The following is a 21,720-nucleotide window of genomic DNA, read 5'->3' on the forward strand; positions in this document are numbered from 1 at the left end:
AAAATTAATATTATTTTTTATACAATCACATTTTAAATTTTTGGCAAAGGTAAAAATTATGACAAAGATAACAAAGCCAAACGAAGTAAAACGAGAATGGATTGTTTTAGACGCAGAAGGCAAACGCTTTGGCCGTCTTTTAACTGAAGTAGCAACAATTTTGAGAGGCAAAAACAAGCCTTGCTTTACTCCAAATGTTGATTGTGGTGATTATGTAATTATCATCAATGCTTCAAAAGCTGTATTTACAGGTGCTAATAAAGCAGAAGATAAGCTTTATCATAGACATTCAGGATATTTTGGAAGTGTAAAAAGCGAAAAATTTGGTGATTTACTTGAAAAAAATCCTGCAAAATTATATAAATTAGCAGTTAGAGGTATGCTTCCTAAAACAAATTTGGGCAGAGCTATGCTTAAAAAATTAAAAATCTATGCGGGTAGTGAGCACCCACACACTGCGCAAATTGCTAAAGAAGGAAAATAATCATGGCAACAACATACGCAACAGGTAAGAGAAAAACTGCTATCGCAAAGGTATGGGTAAAACCAGGTAGTGGTAAAATTAGTGTTAATGGTGTTGATTTAAACACTTGGCTTGGTGGACACGAGGCGATTAAGCTTAAAGTGGTTCAACCTTTACTTGTGACTAAACAAGAAACTTCAATGGATATTAAAGCAACTACTTTAGGCGGGGGCTATAGTGCTCAAGCTGAAGCTTTAAGACATGGAATTTCAAGAGCTTTAGCAGCTATGGATGCTGATTTTAGAGCTTTATTAAAACCTAAAGGACTTCTTACTAGAGATAGTAGAACTGTTGAGCGTAAAAAATATGGACGCCGCAAAGCAAGAAGAAGCCCACAATTCTCTAAACGTTAATATTTTTGGTGGGATTTTCCCACCTTTCTACAATTTTTTATAAAACTCATCCTTTTTTCTATCATTTATGTTATAATTGCGAAATTTAAATTTTTATTTTATAACACAATGAAAGGTTTTTTCTATGAAAAAAATATTCTTATGTTTAGGTTTGGCAAGTGTTTTATTTGGTGCTGATAACAATGTAAAATTTGAAATCACTCCAACTTTAAACTATAATTACTTTGAGGGTAATTTAGATATGGATAATCGTTATGCACCAGGGATTAGACTTGGTTATCATTTTGACGATTTTTGGCTTGATCAATTAGAATTTGGGTTAGAGCATTATTCTGATGTTAAATATACAAATACAAATAAAACTACAGATATTACAAGAACTTATTTGAGTGCTATTAAAGGTATTGATGTAGGTGAGAAATTTTATTTCTATGGTTTAGCAGGTGGAGGATATGAGGATTTTTCAAATGCTGCTTATGATAATAAAAGCGGTGGATTTGGACATTATGGCGCGGGTGTAAAATTCCGTCTTAGTGATTCTTTGGCTTTAAGACTTGAAACTAGAGATCAAATTAATTTCAATCATGCAAACCATAATTGGGTTTCAACTTTAGGTATTAGTTTTGGTTTTGGTGGCAAAAAGGAAAAAGCTGTGGAAGAAGTTGCTGATACTCGTCCAGCTCCACAAGCAAAATGTCCTGTTGAACCAAGAGAAGGTGCTTTGTTAGATGAAAATGGTTGCGAAAAAACTATTTCTTTGGAAGGTCATTTTGGTTTTGATAAAACTACTATAAATCCAACCTTTCAAGAAAAAATCAAAGAAATTGCAAAAGTTTTAGATGAAAATGAAAGATATGATACTATTCTTGAAGGACATACAGATAATATCGGTTCAAGAGCTTATAATCAAAAACTTTCTGAAAGACGTGCTAAAAGTGTTGCTAATGAACTTGAAAAATATGGTGTAGAAAAAAGTCGCATCAAAACAGTAGGTTATGGTCAAGATAATCCTCGCTCAAGCAATGACACTAAAGAAGGTAGAGCGGATAATAGAAGAGTGGATGCTAAATTTATTTTAAGATAATGAATAAAACTATTTTATTTGATTTAGATGGCACTTTAATTGATTCTACTGATGCTATTTTAAATTCTTTCCAAGGAGCTTTTAAAGCCCTTGGATTAACTTCTAAAAATAATGAAGAAATCAAAAATCTCATAGGTTATCCTTTAGAGCAAATGTTTAGAATGCTTTATCCAGATAAAGTAAATTTAAGTAAAGAATTTGTATTAGCTTATCGTGAAATTTATGCACAAATTTATTTAGAACAAACCACTCTTTTGCCTAAAGTAAAAGAAGCATTAGAACTTGGAAGCAAAATTGCAGATCTTGGCATAGTTACAACAAAAGGAGGTAAATTTACTCCGATTTTACTTGATTATTTGGGAGTTAAAAAATTCTTTAAAACTTTAATTACTCTTGAAGATGTCACAAATCCAAAGCCAAGTTCTGAACCTATAATTTTAGCTTTAAAAAGACTCAATAAAACTCAAGAAAATGCCTATATGATAGGCGATACAATACTAGATATTCAAGCTGCAATTTCTGCTAATATCACTCCTTTGGCCTTAACTTGTGGCTATGGCAATGAAAATGAATTAAAAGCTCATTCTATGGTATTTTTAAATGCATATGAGGCTGTTAATTATATAGCTAGATTAAACTAATTTCAAGTTTTCGTTAAACGCCTTTTAAGAGAATTTATAGTAAATTGATAGCTAAAAAATTATAAAAATTATCAATATAAAGGAAGGTCTCAATGGGTAAAATTATGAAAACTATGGACGGAAATGAGGCTGCTGCATACGCTGCGTATGCTTTTACTGAAGTTGCTGGAATTTATCCTATTACACCTAGTTCTCCTATGGCTGATTACACCGATATGTGGGCAGCTGCAGGTAAAAAAAATCTTTTTGGAGTTCCTGTAAAAATCGTAGAAATGCAAAGTGAAGCAGGTGCTGCAGGTAGTGTGCATGGATCTTTACAGGCTGGGGCTTTGACTACAACTTATACAGCTTCTCAAGGATTACTCCTTAAAATTCCAAATATGTATAAAATAGCAGGTCAATTACTCCCCTGTGTAATCCATGTAGCAGCGCGTTCTTTGGCTGCTCAAGCTTTGTCTATCTTTGGTGATCATCAAGATATTTATGCGGCAAGACAAATTGGTTTTGCTATGCTTTGTTCGCATTCCGTGCAAGAAACCATGGACTTAGCTGGTATAGCACATTTAGCTGCAATTAAGGGAAGAGTGCCATTTTTGCATTTTTTTGATGGTTTTAGAACAAGCCATGAAATTCAAAAAGTTGAAGTAATGGATTATGCACATTTTGATAGATTATTAGATAGAGAAGCTTTGCTTGAATTTAGAAATAATGCTTTAAATCCAGAAAATCCAAAAACACGCGGAACAGCACAAAATGATGATATTTATTTTCAAACTAGAGAAGTAAGCAATCGTTTTTATGATGCTTTACCTGATGTTGTTAATGAATATATGCAAGAAATTTCAAAAATTACAGGTAGAGAATACAAACCATTTACTTATTATGGTCACAAAGAGCCAGAGCGTGTGATTGTTGCTATGGGTTCTGTAACTCAAGCACTTGAAGAAGTGGTGGACTATCTTAATGCCAAGGGTGAAAAGGTAGGGATTTTAAAAGTTTATCTTTATCGCCCATTTAGTTTAAAATATTTCTTTGATGTTATGCCAAAATCAGTAAAAAAAATCGCGGTTTTAGATAGAACCAAAGAACCAGGAAGTCTTGGAGAACCACTTTATCTTGATGTAAAATCAGCTTTCTATGGAAGAGAAAATGCTCCTGTTATAGTGGGTGGAAGATACGGACTTTCTTCAAAGGATGTTGATCCTGCTCAAATGATAGCAGTATTTGAAAATCTTAAACTTGATAATCCAAAAGATGGCTTTACTGTAGGTATAGTTGATGATGTAACTCATACTTCACTGAGTACTGGAGAGAAAATTTCACTTGGAGATGAAAGTACGATCGAATGTTTATTTTACGGACTTGGTGCTGATGGAACTGTGGGCGCAAATAAAAACTCGATTAAAATCATCGGAGATAAAACGGATTTTTACGCTCAAGCTTATTTTGCTTATGATTCTAAAAAATCAGGGGGTTATACAAGAAGCCATTTAAGATTTTCTAAAAAACCTATCCGTTCAACTTATCTTGTTTCAACTCCGCATTTTATCGCTTGTTCGGTAGCGGCTTATTTGGAAATTTATGATGTTTTAGCAGGAATTCGCAAAGGAGGAACTTTCCTTTTAAATAGTATTTGGAATGCTGAAGAAACCATAAGACAACTTCCAGATGCAGTAAAGAAAACTTTAGCTGAAAAAGAAGTAAATTTTTATATCATCAATGCAACCAAACTAGCTCGTGATATAGGTTTGGGAAATCGTACAAATACCATTATGCAATCAGCCTTTTTCAAACTTGCAAAAATCATTCCTTATGAAGACGCACAAAAATACATGAAAGAGCTTGCGTATAAATCTTATAGTAAAAAAGGCGATGCTATTGTAGAAATGAATTACAAGGCTATTGATGTGGGTGCTGATGGACTTGTAAAAGTTGAAGTAGATCCAAATTGGAAAAATTTAGAGCTTAAAGAAAAAGAACAAACCAATGCCTATAAAGGTACTGAATTTGTTGAAAAAATCGTAAAACCTATGAATGCGGCTAAGGGTGATGATTTGCCTGTTTCAGCCTTTTTAGGTTATGAAGATGGAAGTTTTGAACACGGTACAACCGAATACGAAAAACGCGGTGTTGGGGTTATGGTACCAAGATGGATAGAGGCAAATTGTATTCAATGTAATCAATGTGCTTCAGTTTGTCCGCATGCTGTTATCAGGCCATTTTTGATTAATGATGAAGAAATGGCAAATGCACCTCGCGGTGTAAAAGATCATGCTTTAGAAGCTAAAGGAACCAAAGGAGAAAAATTAAGCTTTAAAATTCAAGTTTCTCCACTTGATTGTACAGGCTGTGAGCTTTGTGTTCATGAGTGTCCTACTAAAGAAAAATCTTTGGTTATGGTACCACTTCAAGAAGAGATGGATTTTGGTGAGCAAGAAAATGCGGATTATTTATTTAAAGAAATCACATACAAAGATGATATTTTAAATAAAGAAACTACAAAAGGAGCACAATTTGCCCAACCTTTATTTGAATTCCATGGAGCTTGTCCTGGATGTGGAGAAACTCCTTATATTACTTTAATTACAAGATTGTTCGGTGAAAGAATGATTGTGGCTAATGCGACAGGTTGTAGTTCTATTTATGGGGGTTCAGCTCCATCAACTCCTTATAGAAAAAGTGTGAAAAATGGACACGGTCCTGCTTGGGGAAATTCACTTTTTGAAGACAATGCTGAGTTTGGTTTGGGTATGAAAATTGCAACTGAAAATACAAGACACCGCATTGAATATATCATGAATGAAAGTATGCAAGAAGTTCCAAATGCTTTATCAGCCCTTTTTAAAGATTGGATTGCAAATAAAGACAATGGTGCTATGTCTGTGGAAATTAAAGATAAAATGATCCCTATTTTAGAGCAAAATAAAAATATCAAAGCTGTGCAAGATATATTAGAGCTTAAACAGTATTTAAGTAAAAAATCTCACTGGATTTTTGGTGGTGATGGTTGGGCTTATGATATAGGCTATGGCGGACTTGATCATGTTTTAGCAAGTGGAGAAAATGTAAATATTTTAGTGCTTGATACAGAAGTTTATTCTAATACAGGCGGTCAAAGTTCAAAATCTTCTAGAACAGGAGCTGTAGCACAGTTTGCAGCAGCAGGCAAACCTATACAGAAAAAAGATCTAGGTCAAATTGCTATGACTTATGGTTATATTTTTGTAGCACAAGTAAATTCAACGGCAAATTATACTCATCTTATCAAAGCTATCACTGCAGCTGAGGCCTACGATGGACCATCTTTGGTGATTTGTTATTCTCCTTGTATAGCTCATGGTATTAAAGGTGGGCTGGGTTACTCAGGAGAGCAAGGTGAGCTTGCTACAAAGTGTGGTTATTGGCCACTTTATACCTTTGATCCTCGTTTAGAAGAACAAGGAAAAAATCCTTTAACTCTAACAGGAAAAGAGCCTGATTGGGATCTATATGAGCAATTTTTAATGAATGAAGTGCGTTATAATTCACTTAAAAAAGCAAATCCTGAACACGCTGCTGAGCTTTTTGAACGCAATAAAAAAGACGCTCAACGTCGCTATAGACAGCTTAAGCGTATCGCTATGGCTGATTATAGCAATGAGGTTGAAAGCTGATAAAATATATTTTTAGTGCTACATTGTGTTTTAGCACTTTGTTTGCACAAGATAATTTTGAAGAGTATTTTAAACTTATAGATAAAGAAAATCGCATAAATTTTAATACTCTTCAAAACCCATTTGTGAATCCTACTTTTGAAAAATTAAGACATATTAAAATTACTGCAATTATGCTTGATAAAGTAAAAATTTATGATCGATGGTATAAAAAAGGTGATATGATTGATGATGCTATAATATATGAAATAAATACTAAAGAGATTAAATTCCAATATGATAATTTAGAAATTGCAATCCAAATAAATAAAAATGATAAGATTAATATTAATTAACATTCTTTTTTGCCATTATCTTTATGCTTTAGATTGTCAAAAGCGTCTTTTTGATATCAGTATTAATGAAAAATTAAGCATACAAGAAAGTCTTGATGAGCTTGCAAAATATTGTTCTTTTAGTATTATTGTTAAAGATAAAATTGCCAAAGAAAAATTAGAAACATTGCAAAACTCTGTCAATATTCATCAAATGAGTTTGGACGAAATTTTTAATTTTTTTATCAAAGAGCATGATCTTAGCTATGATTTTGATGGTAAAATTTTAAGAATTTCAGGCATTAATACGAAGATTTTCAAGATAAGTTATATCACTTCTATCAGAGAAGGACAAAGCATAACTAAAGCGTCTGTAGACGCTAAACCAAGGCAAAGTGAATATAGCGGTAGTTTTGATGACGCAGAAGACAATATGATTAAAAGTATGGAAAAATTTGATTTTTGGCAAAATATAGAAAAAGAGATTATTGTATTATTAAAAAATTCTCATGAAGATTATGAGGCTAAAACTCCCATTATAAATCCCAATGCAGGTCTTATTATAGTAACTGGAACAAATTCTCAGTTAAAAAGTGTGAAAAATTATTTGCAAAAACTAGAAAATCGTCTTAAAAAACAAGTTATTATCGATGTTAGCATACTTGCTGTGAGTTTAAATGAAAGCCATTCTAGTGGGATTAATTGGCAAAATTTTAATATAGGTTTAAATTCACAAGTAAATAATGAAAATTCTTTTATTCAGTTTCAAAATGGGCAAGGTTTTGTTAAGAATTTGGGTTTAAGGGCAAATTTAAATTTTGATTCTATTATTAACTTTCTTTCTCAAAATGGAAAAACTAGCGTGCTTTCTAATCCAAAGCTTATGGCTTTAAACAACCAACAAGCCATTATTTCTGTAGGCGATACTATAAATTATCAAGTCAAAGAAAGTTCTAAAGGTACTGAAAATGGGACTACTGTTAGTGAAAGTTATAATAATTATTCTATTTTTGTAGGCATTTTACTCAATATCTTGCCTGAAATTTCTGATGATGGAAAAATAATGCTTAGAATTAATCCAAGCTTAAGTGATTTTAAGTATCCAGAAGATAATAAACGACAAAAAGAGCCAAGAACTATTGCTCCTGATACTATACAAAAAAAGCTTTCTAGTGTTGTGCAAGTGGAGAATAATCAAACTTTAATTTTAGGTGGATTGATTTCTCACGATAAATCTAATGAGAAAAATTCTATCAATTTTCTATCAAAAATTCCAATTCTAGGTTCTTTGTTTGAAGGAGAAGTTTTAAATTCTAAAGCAACTGAAATTGTTTTTATTATCACTCCAAGTATAGTAGATAGTGTAAACGCTCCAAGTCTTAAAGATCTAGGATTTAAGCATTATGAGTAAAATTATTCCATTTAGAGAAGAAATTTTTCATCAAATCAATCAAATTTTAGAAAGCCAAAAAGCTTTTATTTTTTTATGGGGAAAAAGCGGTAGTGGTAAAAGTGTATTGTTGCAAAGATTGGCAAAAAAATATAATGTTGATTTTATTAATGAAAATTTTAAAGATCAGAGTTTCTTAAAAGAAAAAATTGAGTTTTTGATTTCACAAGGCCAGAGTTTAATTATTCTTGATGAAGTGGGAATGTATGATTATGCAATGCTAGAAAGCATCAGGATTTATAGTGATTCTATAAGTTTTGTTTTAAGTTCTCATAAAAAGTTGAATATACTTAAAAAAGAGCATTTTAAAAGTCGCTTAAGTGCTTGTTTTGAATTGAAAAATATTAGTCTTTTAGAGCTTGATGATTATATTAAATTGAAATTCGGAATGAATTTTTCAAATAAATGTCTTAAGTTTTTACAAAAAATTTCTCAAGGAAATTTAAGATATATTGATAAAACTTTAAAAAGTTTTTATGAGATAAATAGTTTTTTTGATAAAAATAAAAGTCAAGAGTATATTTTAAAGCTTAGTGCTTTAGAGAATGGCTTATTAAGGTAAGATATGCAAGAAAGAATTAAAGAGCTTGAGCTTAGGTATAAATACTTTTTACTTAAAAAATATTTAAAATATTTATTTTTAATTGTTTTAATCTTAGTGATAGCATTTTGTTTTTTTATGCTAATGCAAAAATATAATAAGCAAAAAAATATTTATTTGCAAGCTATTGAACATAAAAAACATTTAGAGCAAAAGATTCTTCAAGTGCAAATTTTACAAGAAAAAAATAAGATTTCTAGGGAAAAGTTATATAAAGAACTAGAAGAAGTTAAAGCGGTGCAGGAAAATACACATATTAGTAAGATAGAAATTGATTCTAAAATTTTAAATATTTCTGATTTAAAAAAATCTTTTTATCAAAATCCAAGCTATGAAAAGGCATTAAATTTAGCTAAGAAGTATTTTGATATTAAAGCTTATCAAAAGACAATATTTTGGGCTTTAAAAGCCAATGAACTTGACAAACAAAAACAAGATTCTTGGCTGATTTTTGCTCAGGCTAAAAGAGCTTTAGGCGAAGAAAAAGAAGCTCAAAGTGCTTTAGATGCTTATATAAATTATTATGGTTTAATGGAATTAGATGGAAAGTAGAATGGATAAAATTTTTCAAGCTTATATTGATAATGAAATAAGTCTTGATGAAATTTGCACTAAATTTAATATCACTTCTTGGGATTTTTTTAAAAAATTAGCAAATTTTTGTAATTTACATTTTGTTGATTTAGATGAAGATAATGATTTTATTTATGAAGGTATACCTTTTTCTTTACTTTTAAAATTTAAATTTCTGCTTATTAAAAACAATGACGGCTTTATGATTATTAGATCCAAACCTTGTTCTTTAGAGCTTTTAGAGCAAGTTAAGACTTTTATGATTTGTGAAAAAATCGACACTGCAATTGCCGATGAATTAAAGATAGCTAAAATTTTAAATCAAATTCGCATTCAAGAGGAGATTAAAAGATTAAGCATTAAGCTTAGACTTGAATGGCAAGAAAATCAAAAAAGAGATGATCAAAGTTGCATCAGTCAAATTTTTGATTTTTTATTACATGAAATTTTATCTTTTCATGCGAGCGATATTCATATAGAAGCAAGGAATGATGACGCTTTGATTAGGTTTAGGGTTGATGGAATTTTGCGTGAATTTGCTATTTTTGAGAAGGATGTTTATGAAGCTTTGGTTTTTCATGTCAAATTTTTAGCTTGTTTGAATTTAGCTGAATCAAGAAAAACACAAGATGGAAGTTTTGAATTAGATTTTGAAAATGAAAGATATGATTTTCGTGTTTCATGTTTGCCTTTGATTTATGGCGAAAGTGTTGTTATAAGAATTTTAAAACATGATAAAGAAATTTTGGATTTGTATAAACTAAATCTTGGAGATAAAAATTTAGAAATTTTAAAAAAGATTTTACATCGTCCCAATGGAATGATTTTATTAACCGGCCCTACAGGTAGTGGTAAAAGCACAACTTTATACGCGTGTTTAAACGAGTTGAAAAGTATTGAAAAAAAGATTATTTCCGCAGAAGATCCTATAGAGTATAAAATTCCTTTAGTGCAGCAAATTTTGCTCAATTCAAAAGTTGGAGTCGAGTTTAATAGTGTTTTAAGAGCAATTTTAAGGCAAGATCCTGATATTATCATGATAGGAGAAATTCGCGATGAAGAAAGTTTAGATATTGCACTTAAAGCTTCTTTAACAGGTCATTTGCTTTTAAGCACCTTGCATACTAATGATGCTCTTAGTACCATTGATAGGCTTTTGGATATGCAAGCAAAAAGTTACTTGATAGCATCGGCTTTGAGTCTTGTTATAGCACAGCGTTTGGTTAGAAAACTTTGTCCTTGGTGTAAGCAAAAAAGCAAAAAACATTATATTGAATTTGAAGGTGATTTTTTTGAACCAAAAGGATGTGAGCGTTGTCATCATAGTGGATTTTTTGGCAGAGAATTAATCGCTGAGTGCTTAGAGATCAATGAAGATTTAGCTTGTGCAATTAGGGAAAATCAAGATAAAACGATTTTAATGGAGCTTGCAAAAAAATATGGTTTTCAAACTATGTTTGAACAAGGTTTAAAAAAAGCCAAAGAAGGTCTTACAAGTATAGATGAGCTTTTAAGGGTTGTAAGATGAAATTTTATGAAGTAGAATTTCTTAAAAACAATCAAAATTATACAAAAACTATAAAAGCTGAAAATTTAAATATAGCACAAGCAAAAGCCTTATCAAAGAATTGGAAAATCATTGATATAAAAGAAATTCAAAAATCTAATTTTCAGAGATTAAAGGAAGAAAATTTCATACTCTTTTTTAAAGAGCTGGCTTTGTTGTGTGAAGTTGGATTAAGTGTTCAAGAAGCGATTAGAGAATTATATCTTATGCATTCTTGCAAGATTATGAAAAAAATATTAGACAATTTAATTTTAGCCCAAAATTTAAATCAAGCTTTTGAAAATGCTAATTTTGGATTAAATCGTGCGGAGCTAGCTTTGATTAAAACGGCTGAAAAGACAGGAAAAATCAGTGAAGTGTTTAGTCAAATTTCTAAACTTCGAGAAAAAAGCTTAGAGACTCAAAAACAATTAAAAAAGGCTTTTAGATATCCTACTTTGGTTTTTTTAAGTATTATCGGAGCATTTTTGTTTTTAATGCTTTTTGTAGTGCCTAATTTTAAAGATTTATTTGAAAATTTAGGCGCGAGTTTACCTTTTATCACGCATGTAATGTTAGAAATTTATAATTTTTTAGATGACTATGGAATTTTTTGCATATTTTTGTTTGTTATTTTTATTGTTATGCTTATTTTAGCTTATAAAAATTTTCATTCTTTTGCTTTTTCTTGCGATTTTTTATTTTTAAAAATACCTTTGATTTCTCGTTTGATTATTTATAATCAAAATTATTATTTTTTTATGGCTTTTTCTTTACTTTTAAAAAATGGAATTTCAATATCTAAAGCTTTTGATTTAGATATTATAGGGCTTGAAAATAAATTTTTAATTTTTCAGTATAAAAAACTTTTTAGTTTTATAGATTCTGGTCTTGAGTTAAGTCAGGTTTTTAAAAAGATTGATATTTTTGATTCTTTGGTATTTTCTATGCTTAGTGTTGCGATGAAAAGTGGAAGACTTGAAGTATTAAGTGAAGAAATTGCCAAATATTATCAACAAAAAAGCGAAAATTTGATGGATAGATTTTTGGTTTTTTTAGAACCAATGATGACTTTATTTGTAGCGCTTTTAGTTTTGTTTTTGGCTTTAGGTATATTCTTACCTATGTGGGAGCTTAGCTCAGGGGTCAATTTTAACTAAAATAATCCCAAGCTACTTTAATGATAGTAGCTCCTACAACGATTAAAAATAAAGTTTTTATAAACTTTCCATTAGTTTTTAATACAAGTTTTGAGCCTAAATAAGCTCCTAAAACTTGTCCTACACCCATAAGCAAACCTACAGCCCATAAAAGTTCGTATTGCCATAAAAATATAGCAAGAGCAATGATATTACTAGTGAAATTTAAAATTTTAGTATTAATGCTTGCTTTTCTCATATTAAAACCTAGTAGCATTACACAAGCAAAAATCCAAAATGAACCCGTTCCAGGCCCTAAAAATCCATCATAAAATCCTAAAGTTAAGCCACAAATTAAATGAAAAATTTTGATATTTTTTATTTTAGGTTCGCTTTCGTGTTTGCCTAAGTTAGGACGCAAGGCTGTATATAAGAAAGTAAGAGTTAAAAAGATTAAGATAATAAGCTTTAATTGCTCATCTTTTACAAAAAGAACGCTATAACTTCCTATAGCTGCTCCTAAGGCTGTAAAAAAAACACCCCAAGCAAGATGAGGTAGAGTGGTGGATTTAAAATAAGTTAAAGTAGCCGTAAAAGAACCAAAGACGCTTTGGAGTTTGTTTGTTGCTAAGGATAAATGCGCAGGAATTCCACAGGCTATGAGTGCTGGTAGAGTAATAAGCCCTCCTCCACCTACAATAGAATCTATAAAACCAGCAAAAAGAGCTACAAAAAAAAGTATGAAATAATAAATTGTATCTAAGTGCTCAAAGCCCATTTTTCACTCCTTAAATTTGTCAATTTCCTTACTTTGCCCTAAACGATAGAGTGCAAAGTCATATTTTATGGGATCATTTGCATCTAATTTTTTTAAATTTTGCGTGAGTTCTAAAACACTTTTATAATCATATATTTTACGCTTTAGAAGTCCTAAAGTCAAGGAAATTTTATGTGTATGTGTATCAAGTGGAATTAAAAGATCTTTGGTGTGAATTTTGGTAAAAAGTCCAAGATCAAGTTCATCTTTTCTAACCATCCATCTTAGATACATATTATAGCGTTTAAGAGGTGAAGTAGGGGTGTTTTGCCAAATTTTTCCAAAGAAAAAATCATACCCATAACTTGAATATGAATTTAAGGTTTTGATTTTTTGCATAAAAGCTAAGATGGCATCTGTGGTATTTTCTCTTTTTTGATAGGCTTGATAAAAAAGTTCGTAGAGTGAAATTTCATTTTTAAGTCTTGAAAGAGTGATAAAAATTTCTTGTATATCTTTCTCATTTTGGAAGCGGTATTTTAAATTTTTAAGTTCTTTTTTTATTTGTTTTTCTTGAAGGTTTAATAAAGAAAAATCAAGTTTTTTTAGAAAATTTAATATATTTTTAGCATTTCCATAGGCAAATAAAGCACAAATTAAGGCAATAAATTCATCATTGTGAATTTTAGCAATTTGCAAAGGATCTGGAGTTTCAAAAAGGGAATGATTGGTATTTTTTTGATTGGCTAAAAAATCAAGCTTAGCTTTAAGATGGATAAAATTTTTCACTTGATATTGCTAGAGCTTAAGATTTAAGCCCTAGTAAGGTATCAAGCATTTGATCTACAGTTGAGACGATTTTTGCTGCAGCACCGTAACTTGATTGGTATTGTATAAGAGCGGCTAATTCTTCATTTGTATTTACACCACTTTTAGATTGGTATTCGCTATAAACAGAATTATAAAGAGTTTCATTGCTTGAATTTACAACATTGTTATTTTCACCATCTGAGGCTATTTTACCTGTAAGTTTGCGGTAATATTCTTCCATGGTAAGATTATCAATAGTGCCATCTTCATTATAAAAATTAACTTTATCATATTGAAGTTGGATGATTTTATTTGCCATGTCATTGCCACTATCAACCCCATTTGAGCTTGCTCTTACTGTGCTTGGATCATTTAAGATAGAATCTTTTACTTTCATATCACTTGCATCAGTTCCGCTGAAAAAACCACCTATACTAAACGCACCTGCGAAATTTGTGCCTTTATCTTCAATGGCTACCTTAAAGCCTGATTTTGCATTGATTTGGAATAAACCGTCTCCAGTTTTTGCATCGTAGCTAAAACTTGCATTGATATGATCATCAACATCATTATTTGCATTGTGATCGTTATTATCATCTGTATTAGCATTGATTTGACGCATGATATCATTCATGGTTGTATTTACATCTATGGTGATGGTTTTGGTGAGTTTTTTATCGCCTTTATCATCATAAATGACTATATCAAAACTTCCTGGTTGTATGGTTCTGTCGTAATTGACTAAAGGAATATCTCCCTTAAGTCCAGATAGATAATCAGAAGTAACAGAACTTTTCGCAGAACTTGCATAAAGATTGTTAGTTTCATTGATCATGGTCTTAGCAAAAGTATCTAAAGAATCCATATAACCTTGGATAATTCCATCTTCATATTTTCCTTCGCTTTTGCTATAGTTTCTACCGCGTAAGTCAAGTTGAGCACCAAGCTGTCCACCGTTAATCTTTGCAGTAAGATCGCGAACTTTTTCATCAGGAGTTTCATAATAAATGCTATAAGATTTATTTTTATCATCATAATCAAGCTTTAAAGGATGAAAATTTATCCCGTCTACTATACTAAAACCTTCTATGCTTAGATTGTATTGATGTCCTGGATCAGTGATGGTTGTATCAAGGCGATTGTCTTGATTGATTTCATTTTTGCTTGCAACTGCACTAACTAGCTTTGAAAGAGTAAGCTCAAGTTCATCTCTTCTATCCCTAAGCTCATTTGCGTGTTCTGTTGGTAAGGCTTCTTGTCCATAAATTTGTTTATTTATAGTGGCAATTTCTTCACCGATTCTATTAATCTCATCAACCGTATTTTTAATATCATCATTTACTTTTTTTTGGATTTTATCCAAGGTTGCAAAAGTGTTATTAACGCTTTCTGTTAAGGTTTGAGAAGCTTTTACAAGGGCTATTTTTGTGGCATTTTCATTGGGGTTAGATGCAAAATCATTCCAAGCTTTGTTATAATTTTCTAAATCTTTCAAAATTCCAGTATTTTGTAAGTCTGGAAAACGCTGAGCGATTTCTTGTAAGGTTGAAGCCATGTATTTAGTGTATTCTAGTTGATTTGATGCACCTTTTAATTTATAGTAAGAATACTCATCATGCAAACGCACTATACTTTCTATAGCAGTTCCTGTGCCTACTTGAACTCCACCTGTGGTAATATACCCATTTGTAGTTTGCACTACTCTTTGGCGTGTATAAAAAGTTGCATTAGCATTTGAGATATTATTTCCAGTTGTTGCGATTTGAACTTCGCTTGCCTTTAAGCCTGTAACACCTGTGTATAATGTTCCAAAAATACCCATTATAAATCCTTATACATTGATCTTGAAAATTGACTCTGGATTTGTCTTTTTATCTCCATAAGCATTATTTGTTCCATCATTGATATCAAACATTTTATTTACTAAGCCATCAAGAAAATCTTTGACAATAAGAACAAATTTAGCATACTCTTTGTTTTTACTATGAAGGTTTTGAAGATTTCTTTTAAGTAGATCTAGTTTTTGTTTATCTTCATTATCTAAGAGTTCACTAAGCCCTTTTGTAGAGCTATTATTTAGCTCAACCAAGGCAACATCAAGTTGTTTTTTAGCTGTAATAAATTCGGCGATAAGTTTGTTTTTTTCTTCTACACTTGGCGTTACACTCTCATGTTTAGCCACTTTGATATTTTCTATATCTTCTTCGGTTAAAGTAATAAGTTTCGCTAAGATAGCATTTACTTCATCAAGTCTTTGTTTAAGCATATTTTCTCCTTTTCTATCTCAAAAAAAGGAGAATGAAAGTTTTAGATTAAAGAGTCAGCAATCGCAGCAGCTGTAGCTTTTGTATCGATTTTATAAGTACCGTTTTTAATCTGCTCTGCGATTTTACTCGCTTTATCATTTTCCGTTTTTTGAGTATCGTTTGTTTTAGTTTCTTTATCTATTCTATTTGTATTTAATGCGGTATTTACCACATAACTTTGTTGTATAGGATTGATCATTTCTGCCTCCTTGATCTTAGTTATAATCCTCTACAAACCATATCGACCCAAATTTAAAAAACTTAACCCCTTTCTTTTAAAAAATCGTATAATAATTTTGAAAAACCCATACCTCCACTTAAAGCTTTACTCATAGTATCGTTATACATGGAAGAGTATATTTCATCGCTGGCATCTTTTCCAAAGAGTGAATTTTGACTTTTTAAAGATACGTCTAAAACTTGCTTTAAAAAAAATGCTTCAAAAGCATCCGTTTGTTCTTTTAAGGCTTCATCTTCTTTGCTCTTTGTAACTATATCATTGTCATTTATTTTGATGCTTGATTCTAAACTTCTTGGTTTGGCTGCACGATCAAGTAAAGCACTATTCATACTATAAGTATTTAAAAAATTATCCACTTTCATTAGATGATCTCCAAATCCGCGTTAATTGCACCTGCGCGCTTTAAATTTTCCATAATAGCGATAATGTCATTTGGGGTTGCTCCAAGTTTGTTAAGCATTCTAGCTATATTTGCAACTGTGCTTTTTGCATTGTTGATTCTTAAGGTATTTGAACTTGGATCTACAAAACCACCATCTTTCATATCGATTTCATTTTGATTAGCTACTGCGTTATTGTTTGGATCTATTTTTATGGTGATATCTTTATGAGTGATTAAAACAGGTTCTACCTCTACATCAACTCCGGCAATCACTGTTCCTGTTCTTTCATCGATGATAACTTTGCTTTGTGGTTTATAGGCTATATCTTGTTCTAAAACTCTTGCCATAAAATCAACATTTGAAAGATCTTCAGGTTTTTTGAGTTTTACTGTGCGAGAGTCGATGGCTTTAGCCACTTCTTCGCCAAAAACGGTATTTAAAACTCTTTCTATATCATTTGCGGTTTTAAAATCTGCTACTTTTAAGCTTAAGGTTAGATCATTATTTTGGCTAAAATTTTGTGGAATTTCTCTTTCTACATTAGCTCCGCCCATTACGGTTGCAGCAGTTGAGTGAGAACCTGCTCCTCCTGGTCTAGGTGTTAAACCTCCTGTTGAGATAGAGCCTTGTGCTATAGCATAAATTTCACCATCAATCCCACGAAGTGCAGTCAGTAAAAGTGTTCCGCCTTGTAAAGATTTTGCATCACCCATAGATGAAACGGTAATATCAAGTTTATCTCCGCTTTTTGCAAAGGCTGGAAGTTTGGCTGTAACCATAACAGCTGCGGTATTTTTTGATTTGATATCGTTAGGATCTACTTTGATATTCATACCTTGCAAAAGGTTTGAGATGGATTGTAGTGTAAATTTAGAGCTTGTTCCATCGCCGCTTCCATTAAGCCCTACAACAAGTCCATAACCTATAAGTTGGTTATCTCTTACACCTACAGTGTTTGCTACATCCTTGATTTGTACTGCAAAAATGCTTGTCATAAAGAGTAAAAATATCGTTAAAACTCTCATGGATTCTTCCTTTAATCTATTGTTGATGATAGATCAAGCAAGAAGTGTTCCAAGTAAGTTAAGAAGCGTAAAAGCTTAAGCTAGTTGATCCAAATTTCTTTTCTTTGACTTTTTGAAAATTTTGGATTTTTTCGGGAGTTTTTATGGTTGAGTGGTGTTCAAAAATGATTAAATTTAAAGCCTTTAAATCTAAATTTTCTAAAAAATGATAAATTTTTTCATAAATATCGCTAAAACCTTCCCTAATATCAAAAGGTGGATCAAGATATAAGATGATTTTATTTTTTGAATTTTCTATGAGTTTGGGTAAAATTTCAAAAGTATTTGCATGGATAACTTCTAAATTTGGATCTATATTTTTAGCATTTTCTAAAGCAATTTTATAGGCTTTTACATCAAGTTCTATAGCATAAGCTTTTAAAGCATAATTACTTAGCGCTTCAGCCGCCATTAAAGCACTTCCACCAAAGGCTTCAATGAAAATTTTATCTCTTAAATCTTCCCTTATTACATTAAAAACACAACTTTTTACTATGCTTTTAGTACTTCTTGTTGTTGTAAGACTAGGTAAAAGTAGTTTTTTCCCTTTGTATTTACCACTTTCTATATTTGTATAAAGCTTTGTTTCTTTGACTTTTTTTATTTTTTCTTTAGGGGAACTAATTTCTTGTTTTTGAAGAAATTTTTTTCTTTTTTCATTGTGATTAAAAAAGTCTTTAACGCTTATAAATTCATCATTCATCATTAAGTGCTTTTACGAGTTTGTTTTTAAGATCTTTTATGGCAAGATCGATTTTATTTTCATAATCTTTTTTAAATTCCAAAGCAATAGCGTCAATTTTTTCTTCAAGCAGTCTTTTTTGTTCAAGTGCAAGTTGTAAAGCTGCTGCTTTTAAAGCATTGTCAAATTCATTTAAAGACTCAAACAAGGCTTCTTTGCTAAATGGCACGCTTAAAAATGGAGAGTTCTTAGAGATGATAAATAAGGGTTTTGCGGTGTGAATTTTTTCATCGCTAATGATAAAATCACAATCTTTTTTCATTACCAAATGATCTTTTAAAAAAAGTTCTAAAGTTTTTTCTATGATGAGGTCTTTACATTCTAAAGAGATTTTCATATCAAACTAACCTTTAAAGTGTGATTTTTTAATGATGGAGCTTGTATACCTTGGATAAGGGCTAAAAACTCAAAACGACTTAAAATATAAAAGTCTTCAAATTCTCTCCCACTTGTTTGCATAAGTTTTTTAGCACAAGTATCAAAAAGATAAAAATCCTTTTCTTCTTTTACTACCATAAAATCAGCCCCGCTATCATAAGCGTCCAAAACAATATCTGCAGCCATTTTATAGCTTAGTGTGGGATTTAAATTCAGTAAAGTAAAGCCATTATTTTTTGTACTGTTTTCATAGGAAATAAATTTAGCCTCAAGTTTGGATTTTAAAGTATCACAAGCATTAAAACCATAAAAAGCTATATTGAAATCTTTAAAATTATGTTTAATTTCTTTAAGTTCTTTGATCTCATTATCAAAAGCATTGGTTTTAGGTAAATCAAAGTGTAAAATATTTTTATCAAAAAGCCCTAAATTTAAAATTTCATTCTGTAGGTTTTTGATCGTTGTTTCTAAAATTTCATTTTTGCTTTCAAGATGATAAAAAATACCCTTTTCTTTATCTGCTAGAGTTTTTAAAATTTCTATCTTTTTTTTAGGATATTTTTCTATCATTTTTGAAGCCAAATAAAACACTCCATCACCCATATATTCAGGAAGATAGTCTAAAATTTCACTTGCATAATATAAATAATCATATTTTGCATAAAGCTTTTTATCCTCTTCATCCCCAAATTTTTCAAGATATTTGTATTTGTCTAAAAAATCATTTTTATCGATGATAAGATCTTTAATGGCTCTTTTTGTGCTTAAAGGCTCGATGCAAAGATTAAAATCAAATTCTTTTGCTATTTTTTCTAAAGGTGTAAAAAGTGGTATGATTTGCTTATTTACAACTATGTAAGTATCTTCATCTTTATCAAAATCAAAATACATATCATCATCTTGAACTTGCAAAAGCAAATCATAAAAGCTTGCAAAATTTTCATAATTATCATAAATATAAGGTTTATAATAAGCCTCATAATCCTTGGTTTTATCAAATCTAAAAATTCTTAATTCTAATTTTTTCATGGTTTTTCCTTAAATATTTCTATATTATATAAAATTTTTCTAAAATTCACTAGAATTTAAAAGGAAGTTTTATAAAATCACGCATTATGAATAAAGAAGATTTTATTATCAAAGCTTTTTTAAATGAAAAAAATGGCGATGATGGAGCTATTATCGATGATTGGTGTTTTAGCAAGGATTTGTTTTTTGAAAATGTGCATTTTAAAAGAGAGTGGCTTAGCTTAGAGCAAATCGCTACAAAAGCAATGCTTGTCAATATCTCAGATGCTATTGCGATGAATGCTGTACCAAAATACGCACTTTTAGGACTTGCCCTACCAAAAAATTTAAGCGAAAATGAGATCAAAGCCTTGCAAAAAGGTTTTTTAAAAACAGCTAGGAAATTTAATATAAAAATCATAGGCGGTGATACTATAAGCAATGATAAAATAGACATTAGTCTTACTATCATTTCAAAGATTAACGATAAAGCTGTTTTTAGAAAAGGTTTAAAAAAGGGGCATTTACTTGCTTATACGGGAAAATTAGGACGAAGTTTAAAAGGGCTTGAAATTTTACAAAATGGGGGCACTTTAAAACCAAACCATGTATTTATAAAGCCAAAATTAAGAGCTAGTTTTTTTTATGAAATCGCACCTTTAATTTCTTGTGCTACGGATATTTCAGATGGTTTAAGCAAGGATTTATCAAGACTTTTAGCCTTAAATAAATGCGGTATTTCTTGGTTTAAAAAACTTGATGATTATACGCTTTATAGCGGAGAAGAATATGAAATTTTGTTTGCTTTTGATGAAAAAGAGCGTCAAAATATAAAAACAATAGCCAAAAAACACGGCGTGAAATTAAATATCTTTGGAAAAGCAGTGAAAGGAAAATATGAATTTAGAGGAAGAGAACACCATTTTTAAGCCTTTGTATAGTTTAAAACACAGTCCTATTAATGCGTATTTTAGTAAAAATAGCGATGATTTTGTAGTGCGTGAAAGGCCTTTGTATGAATTTAGCGGTAAGGGTGAACATCTTATTTTGCATATCAATAAAAAAGATTTAACCACAAATGAAGCTTTAAAAATTTTAAGCGAAACAAGCGGGGTTAAAATAAGAGATTTTGGTTATGCAGGGCTTAAAGATAAGCAAGGATCAACCTTTCAATACCTTTCTATGCCTAAAAAATTTGAGAGTTTTTTGTCAAATTTTTCTCATCCTAAACTTAAAATTTTAGAAATTTTTACCCATGAAAACAAGCTAAGAATAGGGCATTTAAAAGGAAATACTTTTTTCATGCGCTTAAAAAAAGTTTTACCAAGCGATGCTTTAAAACTAGAACAAGCTTTGATGAATTTGGATAAGCAAGGTTTTACGAATTATTTTGGTTATCAGCGTTTTGGAAAATTTGGGGATAATTATAAAGAAGGGCTTGAAATTTTGCGTGGCAAAAAAATGAAAAATGTAAAAATGAAAGAGTTTTTAATTTCAGCTTTTCAAAGTGAGCTTTTTAATCGCTATTTGAGTAAAAGAGTGGAGTTATCACATTTTGCAAATGATTTTAGCGAAAAAGAATTGATCCAAATTTATAAAATTTCCAAAGAAGAAGCCAAGGAACTTAAAAAACAAGAGCAATTTTTTAAACTTTTAAAAGGCGAGGTTTTAGGGCATTATCCTTTTGGAAAGTGTTTTTTATGCGAGGATTTAAGTGCTGAGCTTGGGCGTTTTAAGGCAAGAGATATAAGCGCCATGGGGCTTTTAATCGGTGCTAAGGCTTATGAAACAGGAGAAGGTTTGGCCTTAAATTTAGAAAATGAAATTTTTAAAGATACTTTGGAGTTTAAGGCTAAAATGCAAGGTTCAAGACGCTTTATGTGGGGATATTTAGAAGAGTTAAAATGGCGTTATGATGAAGAAAAAGCTCATTTTTGTATAGAGTTTTTTTTGCAAAAAGGTTCTTATGCCACTGTGGTTTTAGAAGAAATTTTGCATAAAAATTTGTTTGAATGAGTGTAAATATATTTAATATATATTTTATTTTTTCCTCTTATACTCTCTCTTCAACCTAGACACATCTTTAAAATAAAATTTGATATACCCACCCCCATACCAATTTTTATTAGCTTTAATAAAAGCTTCACCTAGTTT

23 protein-coding genes are annotated in these 21,720 nt (G+C 30.7%); 13 read left to right on the forward strand and 10 right to left on the reverse strand.

Annotation, left to right across the window (positions count from 1 at the left end; all coding sequences use genetic code 11):
• The first annotated feature begins 58 nt into the window (after positions 1 to 58).
• The 11 genes from rplM to AJ885_RS08480 all read left to right on the forward strand — a co-directional run bounded on the left by rplM (position 59) and on the right by AJ885_RS08480 (position 11,898).
• Positions 59 to 484 (forward strand): 50S ribosomal protein L13, encoded by a 426-nt coding sequence (gene rplM, locus AJ885_RS08430; RefSeq protein WP_002779321.1) that lies wholly within the window; start codon positions 59 to 61, stop codon positions 482 to 484.
• A gap of 2 nt (positions 485 to 486) precedes the next feature.
• Positions 487 to 876 carry a 30S ribosomal protein S9 gene (gene rpsI, locus AJ885_RS08435; RefSeq protein ID WP_002851459.1) on the forward strand — a complete coding sequence of 130 codons (390 nt, stop codon included), beginning with the start codon at positions 487 to 489 and terminating at the stop codon, positions 874 to 876.
• Positions 877 to 1,000: 124 nt separating this feature from the next.
• Entirely contained in the window at positions 1,001 to 1,960 is a 960-nt protein-coding gene (gene cadF, locus AJ885_RS08440; protein ID WP_002932315.1) for a fibronectin-binding outer membrane protein CadF, read from the forward strand.
• Complete coding sequence (locus AJ885_RS08445) at positions 1,960 to 2,601, forward strand: HAD family hydrolase (protein WP_002862133.1); 642 nt, start codon at positions 1,960 to 1,962, stop codon at positions 2,599 to 2,601. The genes cadF and AJ885_RS08445 overlap by 1 nt, the downstream gene beginning before the upstream one ends.
• A gap of 92 nt (positions 2,602 to 2,693) precedes the next feature.
• Positions 2,694 to 6,254 carry a pyruvate:ferredoxin (flavodoxin) oxidoreductase gene (nifJ, locus tag AJ885_RS08450; protein WP_002862132.1) on the forward strand — a complete coding sequence of 1,187 codons (3,561 nt, stop codon included), beginning with the start codon at positions 2,694 to 2,696 and terminating at the stop codon, positions 6,252 to 6,254.
• Positions 6,255 to 6,277: 23 nt separating this feature from the next.
• On the forward strand, positions 6,278 to 6,589 hold the full coding sequence (locus tag AJ885_RS08455) for a hypothetical protein (protein WP_002855438.1): 312 nt from the start codon (positions 6,278 to 6,280) through the stop codon (positions 6,587 to 6,589).
• Positions 6,567 to 7,979, forward strand: coding sequence for a pilus (MSHA type) biogenesis protein MshL (gene mshL, locus AJ885_RS08460; protein WP_002870886.1), 1,413 nt, complete (start codon positions 6,567 to 6,569; stop codon positions 7,977 to 7,979). The genes AJ885_RS08455 and mshL overlap by 23 nt, the downstream gene beginning before the upstream one ends.
• Positions 7,972 to 8,580 (forward strand): ATP-binding protein, encoded by a 609-nt coding sequence (locus tag AJ885_RS08465; RefSeq protein WP_002862129.1) that lies wholly within the window; start codon positions 7,972 to 7,974, stop codon positions 8,578 to 8,580. The genes mshL and AJ885_RS08465 overlap by 8 nt, the downstream gene beginning before the upstream one ends.
• Before the next feature lie 3 nt (positions 8,581 to 8,583).
• Positions 8,584 to 9,171, forward strand: a complete 588-nt coding sequence (locus AJ885_RS08470; RefSeq protein ID WP_070210363.1) for a transformation system protein — start codon at positions 8,584 to 8,586, stop codon at positions 9,169 to 9,171.
• Complete coding sequence (locus AJ885_RS08475; RefSeq protein WP_070274204.1) at positions 9,161 to 10,720, forward strand: GspE/PulE family protein; 1,560 nt, start codon at positions 9,161 to 9,163, stop codon at positions 10,718 to 10,720. The genes AJ885_RS08470 and AJ885_RS08475 overlap by 11 nt, the downstream gene beginning before the upstream one ends.
• Positions 10,717 to 11,898 (forward strand): type II secretion system F family protein, encoded by a 1,182-nt coding sequence (locus AJ885_RS08480; RefSeq protein WP_070281088.1) that lies wholly within the window; start codon positions 10,717 to 10,719, stop codon positions 11,896 to 11,898. The genes AJ885_RS08475 and AJ885_RS08480 overlap by 4 nt, the downstream gene beginning before the upstream one ends.
• On the opposite strand, the gene AJ885_RS08485 is transcribed toward AJ885_RS08480, so the two are convergent.
• From AJ885_RS08485 to AJ885_RS08530, 10 genes are all read right to left on the reverse strand, one after another.
• A complete protein-coding gene (locus tag AJ885_RS08485) occupies positions 11,891 to 12,655 on the reverse strand; it encodes a TSUP family transporter (RefSeq protein WP_002855301.1) in 765 nt (254 codons plus the stop codon). The genes AJ885_RS08480 and AJ885_RS08485 overlap by 8 nt on opposite strands.
• A 3-nt stretch (positions 12,656 to 12,658) precedes the next feature.
• Complete coding sequence (locus tag AJ885_RS08490) at positions 12,659 to 13,423, reverse strand: TIGR02757 family protein (RefSeq protein ID WP_070210360.1); 765 nt, start codon at positions 13,421 to 13,423, stop codon at positions 12,659 to 12,661.
• A 16-nt stretch (positions 13,424 to 13,439) separates the two neighbouring features.
• A complete protein-coding gene (gene flgK / locus AJ885_RS08495; RefSeq protein WP_002870892.1) occupies positions 13,440 to 15,266 on the reverse strand; it encodes a flagellar hook-associated protein FlgK in 1,827 nt (608 codons plus the stop codon).
• Positions 15,267 to 15,275: 9 nt separating this feature from the next.
• A complete protein-coding gene (locus AJ885_RS08500) occupies positions 15,276 to 15,710 on the reverse strand; it encodes a flagellar protein FlgN (protein WP_070210359.1) in 435 nt (144 codons plus the stop codon).
• A 41-nt stretch (positions 15,711 to 15,751) separates the two neighbouring features.
• Positions 15,752 to 15,949, reverse strand: a complete 198-nt coding sequence (gene flgM / locus AJ885_RS08505; protein ID WP_070210358.1) for a flagellar biosynthesis anti-sigma factor FlgM — start codon at positions 15,947 to 15,949, stop codon at positions 15,752 to 15,754.
• A gap of 62 nt (positions 15,950 to 16,011) precedes the next feature.
• On the reverse strand, positions 16,012 to 16,353 hold the full coding sequence (locus AJ885_RS08510; protein WP_070274206.1) for a hypothetical protein: 342 nt from the start codon (positions 16,351 to 16,353) through the stop codon (positions 16,012 to 16,014).
• Positions 16,353 to 17,399: a flagellar basal body P-ring protein FlgI gene (locus tag AJ885_RS08515; protein ID WP_002826014.1), complete on the reverse strand. Its 1,047-nt coding sequence runs from the start codon at positions 17,397 to 17,399 to the stop codon at positions 16,353 to 16,355. The genes AJ885_RS08510 and AJ885_RS08515 overlap by 1 nt, the downstream gene beginning before the upstream one ends.
• Positions 17,400 to 17,457: 58 nt before the next feature.
• The gene (rsmD, locus tag AJ885_RS08520; RefSeq protein ID WP_044778878.1) at positions 17,458 to 18,141 is read right to left on the reverse strand and encodes a 16S rRNA (guanine(966)-N(2))-methyltransferase RsmD; all 684 of its coding nucleotides are present in this window, start codon (positions 18,139 to 18,141) and stop codon (positions 17,458 to 17,460) included.
• Positions 18,134 to 18,517, reverse strand: coding sequence for a hypothetical protein (locus AJ885_RS08525; RefSeq protein ID WP_002870895.1), 384 nt, complete (start codon positions 18,515 to 18,517; stop codon positions 18,134 to 18,136). Before AJ885_RS08525 ends, rsmD begins: the two co-directional genes overlap by 8 nt.
• Positions 18,514 to 19,587 carry a DUF5644 domain-containing protein gene (locus AJ885_RS08530; RefSeq protein ID WP_070281090.1) on the reverse strand — a complete coding sequence of 358 codons (1,074 nt, stop codon included), beginning with the start codon at positions 19,585 to 19,587 and terminating at the stop codon, positions 18,514 to 18,516. Before AJ885_RS08530 ends, AJ885_RS08525 begins: the two co-directional genes overlap by 4 nt.
• Before the next feature lie 86 nt (positions 19,588 to 19,673).
• Here AJ885_RS08530 and AJ885_RS08535 point away from each other — a divergent pair, with 86 nt between their 5' ends.
• Both AJ885_RS08535 and truD read left to right on the forward strand, forming a co-directional pair.
• Positions 19,674 to 20,495, forward strand: a complete 822-nt coding sequence (locus AJ885_RS08535) for a thiamine-phosphate kinase (protein WP_070281091.1) — start codon at positions 19,674 to 19,676, stop codon at positions 20,493 to 20,495.
• Entirely contained in the window at positions 20,464 to 21,582 is a 1,119-nt protein-coding gene (gene truD, locus AJ885_RS08540) for a tRNA pseudouridine(13) synthase TruD (RefSeq protein WP_070281093.1), read from the forward strand. The genes AJ885_RS08535 and truD overlap by 32 nt, the downstream gene beginning before the upstream one ends.
• Positions 21,583 to 21,720: the final 138 nt, after the last annotated feature.

This window comes from Campylobacter sp. BCW_6464 (assembly GCF_001762775.1).
GTDB classification, from domain to species: domain Bacteria; phylum Campylobacterota; class Campylobacteria; order Campylobacterales; family Campylobacteraceae; genus Campylobacter_D; species Campylobacter_D jejuni.

Excerpts from the sequence above, each read along its gene's own strand:
- rplM (WP_002779321.1), top strand. The coding sequence starts at position 59 with ATGACAAAGATAACAAAGCCAAACGAAGTAAAACGAGAATGGATTGTT.
- rpsI (WP_002851459.1), top strand. The coding sequence starts at position 487 with ATGGCAACAACATACGCAACAGGTAAGAGAAAAACTGCTATCGCAAAG.
- cadF (WP_002932315.1), top strand. The coding sequence starts at position 1,001 with ATGAAAAAAATATTCTTATGTTTAGGTTTGGCAAGTGTTTTATTTGGT.
- AJ885_RS08445 (WP_002862133.1), top strand. The coding sequence starts at position 1,960 with ATGAATAAAACTATTTTATTTGATTTAGATGGCACTTTAATTGATTCT.
- nifJ (WP_002862132.1), top strand. The coding sequence starts at position 2,694 with ATGGGTAAAATTATGAAAACTATGGACGGAAATGAGGCTGCTGCATAC.
- mshL (WP_002870886.1), top strand. The coding sequence starts at position 6,567 with ATGATAAGATTAATATTAATTAACATTCTTTTTTGCCATTATCTTTAT.
- AJ885_RS08465 (WP_002862129.1), top strand. The coding sequence starts at position 7,972 with ATGAGTAAAATTATTCCATTTAGAGAAGAAATTTTTCATCAAATCAAT.
- AJ885_RS08470 (WP_070210363.1), top strand. The coding sequence starts at position 8,584 with ATGCAAGAAAGAATTAAAGAGCTTGAGCTTAGGTATAAATACTTTTTA.
- AJ885_RS08475 (WP_070274204.1), top strand. The coding sequence starts at position 9,161 with ATGGAAAGTAGAATGGATAAAATTTTTCAAGCTTATATTGATAATGAA.
- AJ885_RS08480 (WP_070281088.1), top strand. The coding sequence starts at position 10,717 with ATGAAATTTTATGAAGTAGAATTTCTTAAAAACAATCAAAATTATACA.
- AJ885_RS08485 (WP_002855301.1), bottom strand. The coding sequence starts at position 12,655 with ATGGGCTTTGAGCACTTAGATACAATTTATTATTTCATACTTTTTTTT.
- flgK (WP_002870892.1), bottom strand. The coding sequence starts at position 15,266 with ATGGGTATTTTTGGAACATTATACACAGGTGTTACAGGCTTAAAGGCA.
- AJ885_RS08500 (WP_070210359.1), bottom strand. The coding sequence starts at position 15,710 with ATGCTTAAACAAAGACTTGATGAAGTAAATGCTATCTTAGCGAAACTT.
- flgM (WP_070210358.1), bottom strand. The coding sequence starts at position 15,949 with ATGATCAATCCTATACAACAAAGTTATGTGGTAAATACCGCATTAAAT.
- AJ885_RS08510 (WP_070274206.1), bottom strand. The coding sequence starts at position 16,353 with ATGAAAGTGGATAATTTTTTAAATACTTATAGTATGAATAGTGCTTTA.
- AJ885_RS08515 (WP_002826014.1), bottom strand. The coding sequence starts at position 17,399 with ATGAGAGTTTTAACGATATTTTTACTCTTTATGACAAGCATTTTTGCA.
- rsmD (WP_044778878.1), bottom strand. The coding sequence starts at position 18,141 with ATGAATGATGAATTTATAAGCGTTAAAGACTTTTTTAATCACAATGAA.
- AJ885_RS08525 (WP_002870895.1), bottom strand. The coding sequence starts at position 18,517 with ATGAAAATCTCTTTAGAATGTAAAGACCTCATCATAGAAAAAACTTTA.
- AJ885_RS08530 (WP_070281090.1), bottom strand. The coding sequence starts at position 19,587 with ATGAAAAAATTAGAATTAAGAATTTTTAGATTTGATAAAACCAAGGAT.
- AJ885_RS08535 (WP_070281091.1), top strand. The coding sequence starts at position 19,674 with ATGAATAAAGAAGATTTTATTATCAAAGCTTTTTTAAATGAAAAAAAT.
- truD (WP_070281093.1), top strand. The coding sequence starts at position 20,464 with ATGAATTTAGAGGAAGAGAACACCATTTTTAAGCCTTTGTATAGTTTA.